This is a genomic window from Buchnera aphidicola (Pentalonia nigronervosa) (genome assembly GCA_014622685.1).
GTDB lineage: Bacteria > Pseudomonadota > Gammaproteobacteria > Enterobacterales > Enterobacteriaceae > Buchnera > Buchnera aphidicola_BD.
The window spans coordinates 458,337-474,678 of record CP061275.1; the positions used below are offsets into that span (position 1 = coordinate 458,337).

A 16,342-nucleotide genomic window follows, 5' to 3' on the forward strand; every position below is an offset into this window, starting at 1 on the left:
AATTTTTAGACAAATATTTTTTTAGTGTTTTACCAGAAAAATATTATTAAATAACAATAAAATAACGTGAAAAAATCTTCAACTAAAATAAAAAAATTTAATTTAAATAAACTCCTTATTGCAAACAAATATGGTGTAATTATAGAAGTTATATTTTTTTATATCAAGAAATATTATATTCTGTTATTTTATGGAACAAAGATAGTAAGAAGTAAGAATAATATTTGTAATTTTAATATGTTAAAACAACATACAATAACTTAATATAAAACAGCGTTAGACCTCAAAAAAAACATTTTCATTGCATTTAATTAAAAAATAAATAGGGTATATATTTTATATACCCTATTACGTAATCAAAAATAAAACATTGGTTTTAAAATAAGTAATTTTTTATTGCATAAAATATGAGTATTTTATTATCGGAAACTCATTTTTAAGCATAATAACTGTTGCTCGGATCCCTAATGATTTATATTTTTGAACATAATTACTATTTTTTGCATGCATATCAGATAAATTCGTAGCAACTAATTTTATTGAACCATCTTTGAATGTATGAACTGTATAAATGTTTCGTGAGTTCTTTAATTGATAATTTTGAATTTCTGGATGTTCAGATATTAACTGTAAATAAGATCGATTTAAAAATTTTTCGTTAGCATATGTAGAAACAAACTTTTGTGCATTGACATTAGGTAAACATTTTTTAAATTTCGCAATCATTTCAGTTCTATTTGTATTGGGAATCAGTTGATCATTAACTATTACTAAAGATGAGTAGACATCTTGCATAAATTGTGAATCTAATTCAGTACTTTGTTTTAGCAATTGATATGATTTTTGAAAATCGCGAGTTGTATTTACAATATTCTGCATAGAATTGGATTGTTCTGAAACTTGCCATGGACTGTGTTGATCAATCAAAAAATTACGATCATGTAATTTTTGATTGCTTTGATCCATTTTTAACATAGTTTCAGTTTTGTGAAATGTAGTAATTTTCTTACCTTGAAAATCAAATTCTTCATCTATACTTTTAAACGGATAAAAATCATTTTCGTTCTTTTTTGGATGTGTTGGATTCAAAAGATCAGGAAATGAACTTTCAAATGCAGGATGTTTTGGATTATTATTTAGTTTATTAACAACATGAATTTTCCCCTGATGACGAATTTTATCAATTAGTGAACCTATAAATATTTTAGATGATGCTATTGTTTGTTTTAATTGTTCTACATATTCTATCAAAGAAGTAAGTGGTCCACCACTGTCATCTGAAATGATGACATTTCCCTGAAAAAAAGTGAACATTTTTTTAATTGTAGTACCATTAAAAAGATTAATCGTTTCTTGTTTAATAGTATCAAACATACCTAATATTTTATTTTTGGCTTGTATAAAGAAATTTTGGATGGTTTCTGCGATGTTGAGGTTTTGAATTGTATTTTTTATATACTCTACTGCTGCATTTAATAATTCTGTTGGAGAGGTATGAGAAGTTTTTTTTTCATGAAAAGACTATCAATGAATTTACCAATGATGCTTATACTTTCGGAAAATTCTTGCGTAAAAAAAATGTTTTGCTCCATTTTTTTTTGTGCATTTTTTAAAGAAACAAGAGAATCATAGTATATATCTTCTATTTCAATTTTATCGTTAATATTTTTATGATCAGTAGATGCTTTTTTAGCAGGATTGTTAATAGTACAAGTTCTTATAACATCGTTTTTATTATTGTTAATTTTATTAATTATAAAATTAGATGACATAATATTTTGTCCTTTTTAATTTACGATATTTCGTAAAGAAAATGTTATTAATACGAATCATGATTAGAAATGTAGATTAAATATATATGGAAATTAAGCTACTTATTGATTTAATATATTTTCTATTTCTTTTCTTTTCATGACACAGTTCTTGAAAAAAACAAACTATGTTTTAATAATATATGAAAAGTCTTATATATATAAGATATATTTTAAAAAAAGTCAATTATTAATTTAAAAAAAATATAAAATAAATGAAAGTATATTTAATTCGTAGATATTATAATAAAAGAATACATAACATAATTCATACATTTGATTTACAACATGATGAATATGCTCAAATAGCCTTAATAATTAATTTGGATTCATTAGAATTTTTTGATCGTTCGCATCCTGAAATGCATGCAATAAAAATTGATTTTGCTTCTAAAAAAAATAATTATCGTTGTTTAAATTTTTCTAAAAAAAATGAAATTTTATCGAAAGTTGTCGGAATTAAAAAAAAATATTTTCCGTTTGTGTTAGATGCCACGGCTGGATTTGGAAAAGATGCTTTTATATTATCTTTTTTAGGATGCAAAGTTTTAATGATAGAACGTCATCCAATAATAGCTGCGCTGTTAGAAGATGGATTGCAAAGAGGATATAGAGATAAGAAAATAGGGCACTGGTTAAGAAAACGATTATCTTTTATTTTTGGAGATAGTAACAAAATGTTAGAAATGCCTATTGCACAACCAGATGTAATTTACTTAGATCCAATGTATCCAGTTTGTAAAAAACAAGTTTTACCAAAAAAAAATATACAATTTCTTCGAAAATTAATAGGAATAAATAATGATGCTCAATATTTACTACATATAGCTAAAAATTTAGCAAAACAAAGAATTGTCATAAAGAGACCATATCATGCAAAATCGATCTCTAATGAAAAAGCAGATTTCATTATTGCAAGTAAAAATCATCGTTTTGACATATATTATCCTTACAAAAAATAAGAGTGTATATAATTTTAATAGATACACTCTTATTAAAAATATTGTAAAAATTTTATATAGTTAAAACCTTATATAAATAATAATAATATCCAATACAAAATACTAGATAGCAAAATTGAAATTGGTACAGTTAACATCCATGCAATTAAAATATTTTGAATTGTTTTTATTTGAATACCATTACCATCGACGAGCATAGATCCTGCTAGCGAAGAAGACAAAATATGTGTAGTAGATACAGGTATGCCTGTATAACTTGCTATATTAATAGAAATAGAAGCAGTAATTTGCGCTGCCATTGCTTGTGCGTACGTCATACTTTTTTTCCCAATTTTTTCACCGATAGTAATAACTATGCGCTTCCAACCAAGCATTGTACCGATAGACAATGAAGCAGCAATAATTAATATAATCCAAATTGGCGCATATTCAATCGTACTAAGTATTGTTTTTTTGCTTGTATTTAAAAACATTCGATCTTTAAAATCTAATTCAAACATGGTTATAACATATTCTATTTCATTAGAAACACATAATAAAAATTGTCTTAATTGTAATCTCTGTATAGTATTTAATGAATTATAATCATGTATGTTATCTAATAACATTTGAATATTTTTTATATTTTGTAAATTTTTATTTATATGATTATTTACATCTGATGTGTCAATTTTATTTTGAATATGATTTTTTTTTACACAAATTGTGTTGTTTTTTAAATAAAATTTTTTTAGATCATAAATTGTATTTCGTGTGTGAATTATGTCGTTTTTATTAGCATGAATGTTTACTGAAAATAAAGATGGAGTTAGACCAATTAATATTAACATGATCAAACCAATGCCTTTTTGTCCATCATTAGCACCGTGTGCATAACTCACACCAATGGATGATATAATTAATATTAATCTAATTAAAATAGGTGGATACTTTTGTTTATTGATTTTTTTGTTTTCCAATGGAGTCATATAAATTTGATAAAATTTATTTTTAAAAAACACATGTAATAAAATAATAAAAATACCAGCTATTATTAATCCTATAATTGGCGAAAATACTAATGATAAAAATACGTTTTTTATTTTAGATAAATCAAAAACATGTATTAAAGATGTATGTGTAATTATAGAGTGCGTTAAATTTGTTCCAATAATTGCACCAATCAATGTATGTGAACTTGATGCGGGCAAACAAAAGTACCAAGTAAATAAATTCCATATTATAGATGCAAGTAAAATAGAGAAAATCATTGCAAGAGCATTTTTAGAATAAATATTTAATAGTATATCATTAGGCAATAAGTGTACAATTGTATACGCGACAGTTAATCCGCCGAAAATTACTCCTAAAAAATTAAATATTCCAGAGATAATAACTGCACTATTTTCAGATATAGATCGTGTGTAAATTAAGGTTGAAACTGAATTTGCAGTGTCGTGAAAACCATTAATGGTTTCATAAAATAACACAATAATTATAGCAAAAAAAATAAATAAACTATGATTCAAATTAGAATAAGACAATAAGTCTAGCATAATCTTTAAACCATTTTAATAATTGAACTAAGTTTATTATCTGTGAGAAACTACGTTAGAGGAAAGAAAAATATAAATTTTATTTACAAAATGTTTATACTATTGATTATACGTTGAAGAAATGCATAATTACGTTATATGTTTTTTTAATTTATAAGACAAAAAGATTCCAAAAGAAAGCGCGCTCAAAATAAAAATAGAAATTCCTAACCATTTTAAATGAAGCCAAAAAAAACCACCAAATGTGCCAAACAAACTAGAACCTAAATAATAAAAAAATAAATATAATGATGTTGCTTGCACGACAGCAGTATTTGTACATAAGCTAATCCAACTACTTACAATAGAGTGAGATGCAAAAAAACCACTAGAAAAAATGATTAAACCAATAATTATTGTAAATAACTGATCATGCTGTGTAATTAAAAGACCAATTACCATTAATGTCAATGATGTAATTAATATGTTAATACGATTATATTTACTAATTAGTATACCTGCTTTTGGCGAACTATATACTCCAGTTAAATAAATAATTGACAGTAATCCTATATTAGATTGTGATAGAAAAAATGGTGTTAACATCACTCGATAACCAATATAATTAAATATCGTCACAAAACTACCCATCAAAATTAAACCAATCATGAACAAACTGAACAATGCTTGATTTTTTAAATGCATACAAAAATTACCTAAAAACTTATGAACATCAATTGAAATACGTGAAAAATTTTTTGATGGAGGTAAAAAATAAAAAAAACAAAAAGACGATACTAAAGAAAATATACCAATAATCATAAGTGAAGTGTGCCATGAAAATTTTTCAGACAAAACACTACTTAAAAGTCGTCCAGAACAGCCACCAATAGTATTTCCGCTGATATATAATCCCATACAAAAAGATAAAGATTTTGGATGTATTTCTTCACTAATATATGTCATAGCAACAGCAACTACTCCGCTTAAAGATAATCCTGTTAAAGCACGTAACACAACAATGACAGTCCAGTTAGTCATTTTAGAACATATAATTGTAAGAATTGTTGCTATTAACAAAGAATATGACATAATTAATTTACGACCCAGCATATCCGAAAGGGGTCCCGTAAATAACATACCTATAGCCATCATCCCGGTTGCTGCAGAAAGAGATAAACTGCTTTCTGATGGGGTTAAATGAAACTGTTTAGAAAATATAGGTAAAATTGATTGAACACAATATAAAATGGAAAAAGTAGAAAAACCACCTGAAAATAAAGCTAAAATCATATGATTAAATTTTTTTGTACGTCTTTTAATATATTCTTTTCGTATAAAAGATATGCGTTCTAACTTAATTTTCACCAAAATAGATATCCTTTTTATAAAAAATGATGACTTCTTTTATATATATATGTAACCGTCGTAAACGTGTTTTGCTGGTCCTTGCATATAGAGAGGATGTCCTACTCCATTCCACTTTACGATCATATTTCCACCGTGTAATTCTACTTCTACTTTATTTGTCAGAAGGTTCTGTGAAATACCAACTGCAACTGCTGCACATGCACCACTACCACAAGCGTATGTTTCTCCGACATCTCTTTCATACACTCGCAGCTTAATGTAATTTTTTCTTACAATTTCCATAAAATTTATGTTTATTCCTTCTGAAAAAATACAATTATTTTCGATTATTTTACTGATTTTTTGAACTGGAGCATATTTTATAGATTTTACTTTTATAATGCAATGAGGATTTCCTATAGAAACTAAATTATATTTCAAATTTTTTAGTAATTTTTTTTTTGATAAATAATCATATGTATTTTGTTGAGAAAGAAAAATTTGATTCAGTTTAAAATAGGGTTCGTTCATATTGACTTGAATAGTTTTATTGTTAATAAATTTAATAATTAAATCTCTATTATTTGTTTTTATAAAAACCTGTTTTTTATTAGTTAATTTATACAATTTTAAAAACATACCAAAACATCGTGCACCATTTCCGCATTGCTCGACTTCATTTCCATTAGAATTAAAAATTTCATAATGGAAATCATATGTAGAATTATGTGCTTTTTTTACAAGTAATAATTGATCAAAACCAATTCCTCTATGTCGATTAGATAATTTTTTTATAATTGAAGAATTTATACAAACATTTTGATCAATACAATTAATAATTGCAAAATCATTACCTAAACCATGCATTTTAGAAAAATATATTTTTTTTTTATTGTTATATTTAAAAATCATTGTTTTTTCCTGATGTTTGTTTGATTTTTTTAATATTTTACATGTCATTTTTAGAGGACAGTCAAGATATTTTATAAATAATCTAAAAAATCAACATTTTTTATTTTTCAAATTTGATATAATAATTTAAATAAGGAAAATTTTATGCACAACAATAAAGATACAATGCTGAAATATAGTAAATATTATAAATTATTAGATCATTTGTTTCAAAAAATAGAAGATAATTTAAATTTATATAGTAATGATGCAGAAATTGATTATGAAATACAAAACTATGTTATGACTATTACCTTTATTAATAAAAGTTCAATCATTATCAATAAACAAGAGTTATTACGACAAGTATGGTTAGCAACATCCAAAAACGGATATCATTTTAATTATAAAGATCATCAGTGGATTTGTAATCGTAGTAAAAGAAATTTTTGGGATATATTTCAACATGCGTGTTCAATTCAATCAAAAAAACAATTGTTTTTTTTAAAACAATAGGTATATTTTGTATGAATATAAAAAATGATTACTTTATAAAAAATTAACGCGTAATTTTTATAATTAAAGGATTTTTATGAAATAGTTTTTACATCAAAATTATGGAGATAATAAAATTATTTGATGTTCTATTATAGAATACTTTTTCAACGTTAATAATTAAACGTATTTAAAAATAAAGTATTATGTACGTTTGAATTAAAATATGAAATGTCAAGTTTTATTTGATATAATTTATGGAAATGTATGTTAAAAAAATGTTTCGTATCAATGAGAAACATCATGTATATAAATATCAGATATAACTTAATAAAAACATAAACAATTAATTTTTGATCGAACATTTTCAGTCAAATATAATTAAATATTATGTTTAATTAATACATATATTATTTTTCAATGAATGATTTAATTAAGTTATATATTAATCATGTAATTTGTTTTTTTTAGGGTAATGTTCTTATTAAGAAATGTATTTAACATTTTTTTCGAATTGTATTTCATTATTTATTTTGATATAACCATTTTTATGAAAAAATACAAAAATAAAAAATACGAAAAATATGTACTGTTTTAATATTTAAACTAAAATTTTAAAACTTTTTTAAAAATGTGAAATATAATTTTTCTGTTTTTCTAAAAATTAATATAACATAAAATGTATATCAAATTTGTTCGATCAAATAAAAATTTTAAAAATCAAATATCGGCTGATGATCATTTTTATTTTTAAGAAACAGATTTAACATAAATTAATTTTAAAATAAAATTTTAAAGAAATATTTTTGAAATATAAAAAATTTATTTATTTTATAAAATAACTGTGCTTTTCACATTATTTATAAAGATTAAACAATTGATCGTAAAAAAATTAATATATCAATAAAAATTTTTTATTAGAAATTTATGTATTTATTTAATGATTGTATTTTATTACATAAAAAATTGTTTTTTACTAAAAATATAGTATGCAAAGTATTTATACTATGTTTTTATTTATCAACTTTAAATATTTATAAATTTTTATAATAATTCTTTTTTTTTACATATTATATTTTCCTTTTGATAATTTAAAATACTATATCGATTAATTAAAAAAAATAGTATGTATAGATCAATTCTGCCAATATGAAATATTAATTTATTTTAAAGTATATATTTTAATTTAAATAGAAAATGATATATTTAAAAATTTTTGTTTTTATCGGCGAAAGAGGATTTGAACCTCTGACCTACTGGTCCCAAACCAGTTGCGCTACCAAACTGCGCTATTCGCCGAATACATTATTTTTTGGGTGGTTAATGGGATTCGAACCCATGACCACTGGAATCACAATCCAGCACTCTACCAACTGAGCTATAACCACCACAACTGAAAAAATATTTTTAACGGTATTATATAATATTTTTAAGTTGTTGAAAACTGCGCTCGACAGGATTTGAACCTGATACCTCTACCTTCGGAAAGTAGTGCTCTATCCATATGAGCTACGAGCGCATAAACAAAAACTAGATTATATTTTATGACTAATGATCTTTTTTGTCTAGTCTTTTTCATATAAAATTCATAATAAATAAATATTTTTATAGACTAATTGTACAGTTAATATCTTAAAAATATATAGAAAATTAATTTAATTTTACATAAGATGTAATGATTAAAAATTTATGATTTATGTCATTTTAGAATTTCAATTTTTATGAACGTTTCATCATATCAAAAAAATCATTGTTAGTTTTTGTCATAGATAATTTATTAAGCAAAAATTCCATTGCGTCTATTTCGCTCATAGGATGAATAATTTTTCGTAAAATCCACATTTTTTGCAACTCATCTGATAAAGTTAATAACTCTTCTTTTCTCGTTCCAGATCGGTTATAATCGATAGCTGGAAAAACACGTTTTTCAGCAATTTTTCTAGATAACAGAAGTTCCATATTGCCTGTTCCTTTAAATTCTTCATAAATTACTTCATCCATTTTAGATCCTGTGTCTATTAATGCCGTTGCTATAATTGTTAAGCTACCTCCTTCTTCTACATTTCGTGCAGCACCAAAAAATCGTTTAGGTCTATGCAATGCATTAGCATCAACACCGCCAGTTAAAACTTTTCCTGAAGCTGGAACTACAGTATTGTAAGCTCGAGCTAAACGAGTAATAGAATCTAATAAAATAATTACATCTTTTTTATGTTCAACTAAACGTTTAGCTTTTTCAATAACCATTTCTGCAACTTGTACGTGTCTTGAGGCTGGTTCATCAAATGTTGAAGCTACAACTTCACCATTCACTAATCTTTGCATTTCAGTCACTTCTTCAGGGCGTTCGTCAATTAATAAAACCATTAAAACGCAATCTGGATGATTATAAGCGATACTTTGTGCAATATTTTGTAAAAGTATTGTTTTTCCTGCTTTAGGCGGGGCGACAATTAAACCTCTTTGTCCTCGACCAACTGGTGATGCTAAATCTAATACTCTTGCAGTAAGATCTTCAGTAGAACCATTACCCCGCTCCATTCTTAATCGAGAATTAGCATGTAATGGTGTTAGATTTTCAAACAATATCTTACTTCTCGCATTTTCAGGTTTGTCGTAATTAACTTTATTCACTTTTAATAAAGCAAAGTACCTCTCACCTTCTTTTGGTGGTCTTATTTTTCCAGAAATAGTATCACCAGTACGTAAATTAAATCTACGGATTTGGCTTGGTGAAACATAAATATCATCAGGACCAGCTAAATAAGAACTATCAGCAGATCGTAAAAAGCCGAATCCATCTTGTAATATTTCTAAAACACCATTTCCAAATATATCTTCTCCACTTTTTGCATGTTGTTTAAGGATGGCAAAAATAATGTCTTGTTTACGCATGCGCGCTAAATTTTCCAAACCCATTTTTTCACCAAGAGTAATTAATTCAGAAACTGGCATATTTTTAAGTACGGTAAGATTCATAATGGTGGGTTCTTAGTAAAATCGGGGTAATTCCTGAAATAATGTAATAAAAATATAATTCTGAAAGTTTTGTACATTCATAAAGTAAATGTAATGTTTAAAGAAGATTTTAGAAACTAACTGTTTTGATTTTATTTGATAAATTCATTTAAAAATTCTTGTAATTGAAATTTAGATATAGCACCTACTTTAGTTGCAAGTATTTCGCTATTCTGGAATAATAATAATGTAGGAATACTTCTAACAGAATATAATGGAGCAATATGAGGATAGTTTTCAATATTTAGTTTAAAAATAGTTATCTTATCAAGATACTCTTCTGCTATTTCTTCTAGAATTGGTGATAAAATTTTACAAGGGTTACACCAATCTGCCCAAAAATCGACCAAGGTAAGATTTTTTGACTGCGCAATTTTTGTTTTAAAATTTTGATCAGTTAATTCAATTATTCTGTTCATATTTACGATTTACTCGGAAGTCGGGAAATTAAGCAAAAATAAAATTTAAATTATTATTTTAGATCAATAAATATTATGATATCATTTTTAAATTTTTTTTTAAACTAAAATTATAAGTTTAATTTTGTTAAAATATATCGCATATTTTATATGTACTATTATATTTACTTCATTGCTGCCATGTCAGATCTTCTTGGGGTAACTCAAACAAAAAACGACTTGGTTCTGCATGTACAATTCTTCCATATTGGCAATATTTATAACAATAACTTAAACATAGTTCTTTTTGTGCTCGTGTTATACCTACATAAGCTAACCGTCTTTCTTCTTCAATATGATTTGCATGTATACTTTTGTGGTTAGGCAAAATACCTTCAATCATGCCAATTATGAAAACTGACTGAAATTCTAAACCCTTAGAAGCATGTAATGTCATTAATTGCACTTTATTTATATTAGATGTTTGTATGTTTTTTTCAGTTATATCACCAAGTGTCATTTTTTCAATTATTTGTTTCAACGTCATTGGTTCATCAGTTTTACTGCCTTTTAGCATATTTTGAAACCAGGTAGATAAAATATAGAGATTGTGCATACTATTTCTAATTTTTTCAGAATCGTTCAACGTTTTATACAGCCATGTTTCATATTTTATATCATCAAGAATTTTTTTTATAAGATTATATGGTTGTATAAGAGAAAAATTAGTTATTTCTCTCATCCAAGAAATAAATTTTTGTATTTTATGTATAGTTTTTTTTGCGATACAATTGACAATATTAATATCATTAATAGATTGAAAAATACTAATTTTTTGTTTATTTGCCCATTCTTCTAATTTATTTAATGTTTTTATTCCTATTTTTCGAGCAGGAATATTTAATATTCTCATAAGAGCGTGGTTGTCATGTGGATTCACAACAACACGAAGATAATTTAATATATCTTTAATTTCGGAACGTGAAAAAAATGATAGATTATCAGCAATTTTATAAGGAATATTTTGATCTATTAAAACTTTTTCAAGAATTTTAGATTGATAATTACTTCGATATAAAATAGCGTAATCTTGGTATTTTTTGTTATTTTTAGTACATTTTGAAAAAATATATTTTGCAATTTTTTTTACTTCATTTTCTTCAGTTTTACCCATGAAAACTTTTATTTTTATACCATTTTTTAATTGAGAAAATAATTTTTTTTTTATTAATTGCGTGTTATTTTTAATCAGATTATTAGCAGCTTTTAATATTCTTCCCGAAGAGCGATAATTATGTTCCATTTTTATTATTTTTACATTGGGAAAATCTTGTTTTAATAATAAAATATTTTTTGGATTAGCTCCTCTCCAAGAATAAATGCACTGATTATCATCCCCTACTAATGTAAAATTACCGTGATTTTCAGTAATCATTTTTATCAATTCATATTGACTATGATTTGTATCTTGATATTCATCCACCAATAAATAAGCAATTTTTTTTTGCCAACGACGTTTTATCTCAGGATGTTTTTTTAATAATAATGTTGGTATATAAATTAAATCATCAAAATCTAATATATTTGAATTACGTAAATAAAGAGTATATAAATGATAAATGTATGCAATATTTTTATCGATATCTGAAGATTGTAATGATTGTACTTGAGTTGGAGTTAATAGTTTATTTTTCCAATAAGAAATCATAAAAATAATTTTTTTTAAATATATGTTGTTGTTTTTAATGATAGTTTTAGATATTTTTTTTAAAATAGTAATTTTATCTTTTTCATCGTAAAGTAAAAATTTAGAACTGAATTTTAATGTATGAATTTCTTGTTTGATAATTTCTAATCCTAACGCATGAAATGTTAATACCATGATTTTTTTAGCTTCAAAGGTATGCAAATACTTTAATAAACGAGTTTTCATTTCATGAGCAGCTTTGTTAGTAAAAGTCACAGCTAAAATATTATTTGGGGTATATTGACCATATTTTATTAAATAAATAATTTTTTTAATAATAACTTTTGTTTTTCCTGAACCTGCCCCCGCTAAAATTAAGCAGGGACCATGAATAAATTCAATTGCATTTTTTTGAGAAATATTAAGCATCATAAAATTATATGTCAAGTTTATGAAATATGTTATTTAAGTAAATCATACTTATTCTACAATGGCCAGTTGTTTCATCTTTGTCATATATTTTCTTAATTTTCGACCAATTATTTCTATTGGATGATTGCGAATTGCATTATTTATGTCGTATAGTTCTACATTATTTATTTTATTATTAGACTGTGCAGAGCCAAGATCGCTTTTTTTTAATGGATTGACAATATTTTTTAAAATGGGATATGCAGATTCAGAAAATAAATAATTACCATATTCGGCAGTATCTGAAATAACTAAATTCATTTCATGCAATCTTTTTCTGGCAATCGTATTAGCAATTAATGGTAGTTCATGCAAAGATTCATAGTAAGCTGATTCTTGCATTATTCCACTGTTTCTCATTGTTTCAAAACATAATTCAATACCAGCTTTTATTATAGCTACCATTAATATGCCATGATCATAATATTCTTGTTCACTTATTTTTTCTTGATATTTAGGTGATTGTTCAAAATTAGAATTTCGTGTTTTTTTTCGCCAATATAACAATTTTTGGTCTTTGTTATTCCAGTCTTTCATCATTTCTATAGAAAATTCACCCGAAATGATATCATCCATGTGTTTTTGAAATAATGGAAATAATTTTTCTTTAATTATATTTGAAATTTTAAAGGCTCTTATTCTAGATGAACTTGATAATCTGTCCATCATTAATGTAATACCACCATGTTTAAGAGAATGTGTGATAATTTCCCACCCATATTGAATTAAATGACTAGAATAAGAAGGATCATATCCTTCGAAAAGTAACTTTTCATAACATACTAATGAAGCAGTTTGTAACATACCACATAAAATGGTTTGTTCACCCATCAAGTCTGATTTTACTTCAGCAGAAAAAGATGATTCAAGTACACCGGCTCGATGGCCACCAATAGAAAACGCCCATGCTTTTGCTAAATTTAATCCTATTTTTTTTGGATCATTCTTATGATGTACTGCAATTAATGTAGGTATGCCAAAATTTCTTTGGTATTCTTGTCGTACTTCAGTACCAGGGCATTTTGGAGCTACCATAATAACAGTAATGTCTTTTCGAATATTATCGTTACATTCTACGATATGAAATCCATGTGAATAACCTAAACAGGCATCCTGTTTCATTAGTTTTTGTATTTTTTTTACAACATTTCTGTGTTGTTTATCAGGTGTTAAATTTATTACTAAATCAGCATAAGGTATTAGTGATTCGTAATCAGATACTTTAAATCCATTTTCAATAGCGTTGAACCAAGACTGACTTTTATTGATAATACTACTTTTCTGTAATGCATAACTGATGTCTAATCCAGAATCTCTCATGTTTAAACCTTGATTTAATCCCTGAGATCCACATCCAATGATAACTATTTTTTTGTTTCTTAGGATATCATTTTTTTTGTTAAATTCTTCTTTATTCATCAAACGACATTTTTTTATTTCATTTAATTTTTGTCTAAAATTTAACGTATTAAAGTAGTTCATTATTGATATTCCTGATATTTTTAAAAATGTGATATTTTTATGTTGAAAATAATCGTTTGTTATCTATTAAACAATTTTTTTTTATCACGGACAGCTCCTTGATCAGCGCTAGTTGAAAAAAAAGCATATGCTTGTAATGCAGGAGATACATATCTTTTACGATTATGAGGAGTATATGCATGTATTCCTCTGGATTGTTCTGCATTAGATCGTATAGATAGTTCGTGATCTGTTATATTAAGATGAATTTTTCTATTAGCGATATCAATAATAATATTATCACCATTTTTTACAAGTGCAATGATTCCTTGATTCGCTGCTTCAGGAGAAATGTGTCCTATAGATAACCCTGACGTTCCACCTGAAAATCTACCATCTGTAATAAGCGCACATTTTTTATCTAAATTAATAGATTTTAAATATGTGGTTGGATATAACATTTCTTGCATGCCTGGTCCGCCCCGAGGACCTTCATAGCGAATAATAATTGCATCACCTGCAGATACTCTTTGATTTAAAATAGCATCGACTGCATCTTCTTGACTTTCATAGATTTTGGCAATACCTGAAAAAAAATAATTTTCTTTATCTATACCTGCAGTTTTTATTATGCATCCGTTTTTTGCTAAATTACCATATAAAATAGCTAATCCTCCATCTTGATTGTATGCGTTTTCACAAGATCGAATACATCCATTTTTACGATTTTTGTCTAATGTTCGCCATCTGAATTCTTGAGAATACGGTTGCGTAGTTTTATTCCTTCCTGGTCCAGCTCGAAACATTCGAATAATATCTTTGTCGTTTGTTTGTAAGATGTCATACATTTTTAATGTATCTTTTAAACTTAATTGTAAAATATTTTTTGTTTTCGTGTGCAGCAATTTAGCTCGATTTAGCTCTCCTAAAATACTCATTACACCACCTGCACGATGCACATCTTCCACGTGATATGTAGTACTGCTTGGGGCAACTTTACAAATATGAGGTATGATTTTTGATAAATTATTAATATTAGATAAATTAAAATCTACTTGTGCTTCTTGCGCAGCTGCTAATATATGTAATATCGTATTTGTTGAACCTCCCATTGCGATGTCTAACATCATTGCATTTTCAAAAGATTCTTTATTAGCAATAGATCTTGGCAATACATTCACATTATTATTTTTATAATATTCTTCTGTTATTTTTACAATAATTTGAGCTGATTTTAGAAATAGCTTTTTTCGATCTATATGTGTTGCTAATAATGTTCCATTTCCAGGTAGAGCTAAACCCATAGCTTCTATTAAACAATTCATAGAATTTGCGGTAAACATACCTGAGCAAGAACCACATGTAGGACAGGCGGATTGCTCAATTTTCTTTATAAATTTTTCAGATTGCTTACGATTTCCACTGTTTTCAATAGCATCTACTAGATTAATTTTGATAATTTTTCCTTTTTTTTCTATGGTTCCTGCTTCCATTGGCCCACCTGAAACAAATACTACTGGTATATTTAAACGTAATGCGGCCATTAACATGCCTGGTGTTATTTTATCACAGTTAGAAATACAGATCATGGCATCTACGCAATGTGCGTTAATTACATATTCTACAGAATCTGCAATTAATTCACGTGAGGGTAATGAGTACAACATCCCAGAATGACCCATGGCTATTCCATCATCAATAGCAATAGTATTAAATTCTTTTGGAACTCCATTCATTTTTTGAATTTCTTTAGATACTATTTTTCCAATTTTTTGTAAATGTATATGACCTGGTACAAATTGTGAGAATGAATTAACAATTGCAATGATTGGTTTTTGAAAATCTGCGTCAGTCATCCCTGTTGCGCGCCATAAAGACCTTGCTCCAGACATATTTCTACCATATGTTGTTGTACGAGAACGATAATCTGGCATATTTAAACCTTAAAAAAAATAATTATTTTAAAAGTGTCATAAATTTTTATTTTAAAAAAATTTGTTTATAATTTTTGAATGGAGAAAAGAATGTTTTTTTAAAACGCGGCTGAATGCTTCAAATAGTAGGATTTATATTATAAAAATTTAATTTTTATGTATGCATTTTGTATAAAAAAATTACAAAATTATTTTCGTAATTTTTCAGGGGTGGAAGGATTTGAACCTACAACTTTCGGTTTTGGAGACCGATGCTCTGCCAATTGAACTACACCCCTATTCATTTTTAAAGTATTAAAAATTATTATATTCATAACAGTAAGAAAAGTCTAGTATGTATTCTATATATT

Annotated in this window: 12 protein-coding genes and 4 tRNA genes; 2 read left to right on the forward strand and 14 right to left on the reverse strand. The window is 26.0% G+C overall.

The features are described 5' to 3' along the window. Nucleotides 1-393: 393 nt before the first annotated feature. The gene (locus ICW73_02035; protein QNS02109.1) at nt 394-975 is read right to left on the reverse strand and encodes a hypothetical protein; all 582 of its coding nucleotides are present in this window, start codon (nt 973-975) and stop codon (nt 394-396) included. Between the two features lie 497 nt (nt 976-1,472). Then, the gene (locus ICW73_02040) at nt 1,473-1,772 is read right to left on the reverse strand and encodes a hypothetical protein (GenBank protein QNS01743.1); all 300 of its coding nucleotides are present in this window, start codon (nt 1,770-1,772) and stop codon (nt 1,473-1,475) included. A gap of 254 nt (nt 1,773-2,026) precedes the next feature. Here ICW73_02040 and ICW73_02045 point away from each other — a divergent pair, with 254 nt between their 5' ends. After that, a complete protein-coding gene (locus ICW73_02045) occupies nt 2,027-2,773 on the forward strand; it encodes a class I SAM-dependent methyltransferase (protein ID QNS01744.1) in 747 nt (248 codons plus the stop codon). 68 nt (nt 2,774-2,841) lie between these two features. Here the strand turns inward: ICW73_02045 and ICW73_02050 are convergent, their stop codons facing one another. The 3 genes from ICW73_02050 to dapF form a co-directional block, all read right to left on the reverse strand. Next, a complete protein-coding gene (locus tag ICW73_02050; GenBank protein ID QNS01745.1) occupies nt 2,842-4,308 on the reverse strand; it encodes an inorganic phosphate transporter in 1,467 nt (488 codons plus the stop codon). A gap of 129 nt (nt 4,309-4,437) precedes the next feature. Next, nucleotides 4,438-5,580, reverse strand: a complete 1,143-nt coding sequence (locus ICW73_02055; GenBank protein ID QNS02110.1) for an MFS transporter — start codon at nt 5,578-5,580, stop codon at nt 4,438-4,440. 114 nt (nt 5,581-5,694) lie between these two features. Then, entirely contained in the window at nt 5,695-6,549 is an 855-nt protein-coding gene (gene dapF, locus ICW73_02060; protein ID QNS01746.1) for a diaminopimelate epimerase, read from the reverse strand. A 144-nt stretch (nt 6,550-6,693) separates the two neighbouring features. On the opposite strand from dapF, the gene cyaY reads away from it, so the two are divergent. Beyond that, nucleotides 6,694-7,044 (forward strand): iron donor protein CyaY, encoded by a 351-nt coding sequence (cyaY, locus tag ICW73_02065; protein ID QNS01747.1) that lies wholly within the window; start codon nt 6,694-6,696, stop codon nt 7,042-7,044. Between the two features lie 1,204 nt (nt 7,045-8,248). On the opposite strand, the gene ICW73_02070 is transcribed toward cyaY, so the two are convergent. From ICW73_02070 to ICW73_02110, 9 genes are all read right to left on the reverse strand, one after another. Beyond that, nucleotides 8,249-8,322: transfer RNA gene (locus tag ICW73_02070), tRNA-Pro, on the reverse strand. A gap of 16 nt (nt 8,323-8,338) precedes the next feature. Next, nucleotides 8,339-8,411, reverse strand: a tRNA-His gene (locus ICW73_02075). Nucleotides 8,412-8,468: 57 nt separating this feature from the next. Then, a tRNA-Arg gene (locus ICW73_02080) sits at nt 8,469-8,542 on the reverse strand. A 200-nt stretch (nt 8,543-8,742) separates the two neighbouring features. Next, nucleotides 8,743-10,002 (reverse strand): transcription termination factor Rho, encoded by a 1,260-nt coding sequence (gene rho / locus ICW73_02085; protein QNS01748.1) that lies wholly within the window; start codon nt 10,000-10,002, stop codon nt 8,743-8,745. Nucleotides 10,003-10,133: 131 nt separating this feature from the next. Next, nucleotides 10,134-10,460 carry a thioredoxin gene (gene trxA / locus ICW73_02090; protein ID QNS01749.1) on the reverse strand — a complete coding sequence of 109 codons (327 nt, stop codon included), beginning with the start codon at nt 10,458-10,460 and terminating at the stop codon, nt 10,134-10,136. 169 nt (nt 10,461-10,629) lie between these two features. Further along, the gene (locus ICW73_02095; GenBank protein QNS01750.1) at nt 10,630-12,558 is read right to left on the reverse strand and encodes a UvrD-helicase domain-containing protein; all 1,929 of its coding nucleotides are present in this window, start codon (nt 12,556-12,558) and stop codon (nt 10,630-10,632) included. Between the two features lie 48 nt (nt 12,559-12,606). Further along, complete coding sequence (ilvC, locus tag ICW73_02100) at nt 12,607-14,079, reverse strand: ketol-acid reductoisomerase (GenBank protein ID QNS01751.1); 1,473 nt, start codon at nt 14,077-14,079, stop codon at nt 12,607-12,609. 59 nt (nt 14,080-14,138) lie between these two features. After that, a complete protein-coding gene (ilvD, locus tag ICW73_02105) occupies nt 14,139-15,992 on the reverse strand; it encodes a dihydroxy-acid dehydratase (GenBank protein ID QNS01752.1) in 1,854 nt (617 codons plus the stop codon). Nucleotides 15,993-16,197: 205 nt separating this feature from the next. Next, a tRNA-Trp gene (locus ICW73_02110) sits at nt 16,198-16,270 on the reverse strand. Nucleotides 16,271-16,342: the final 72 nt, after the last annotated feature.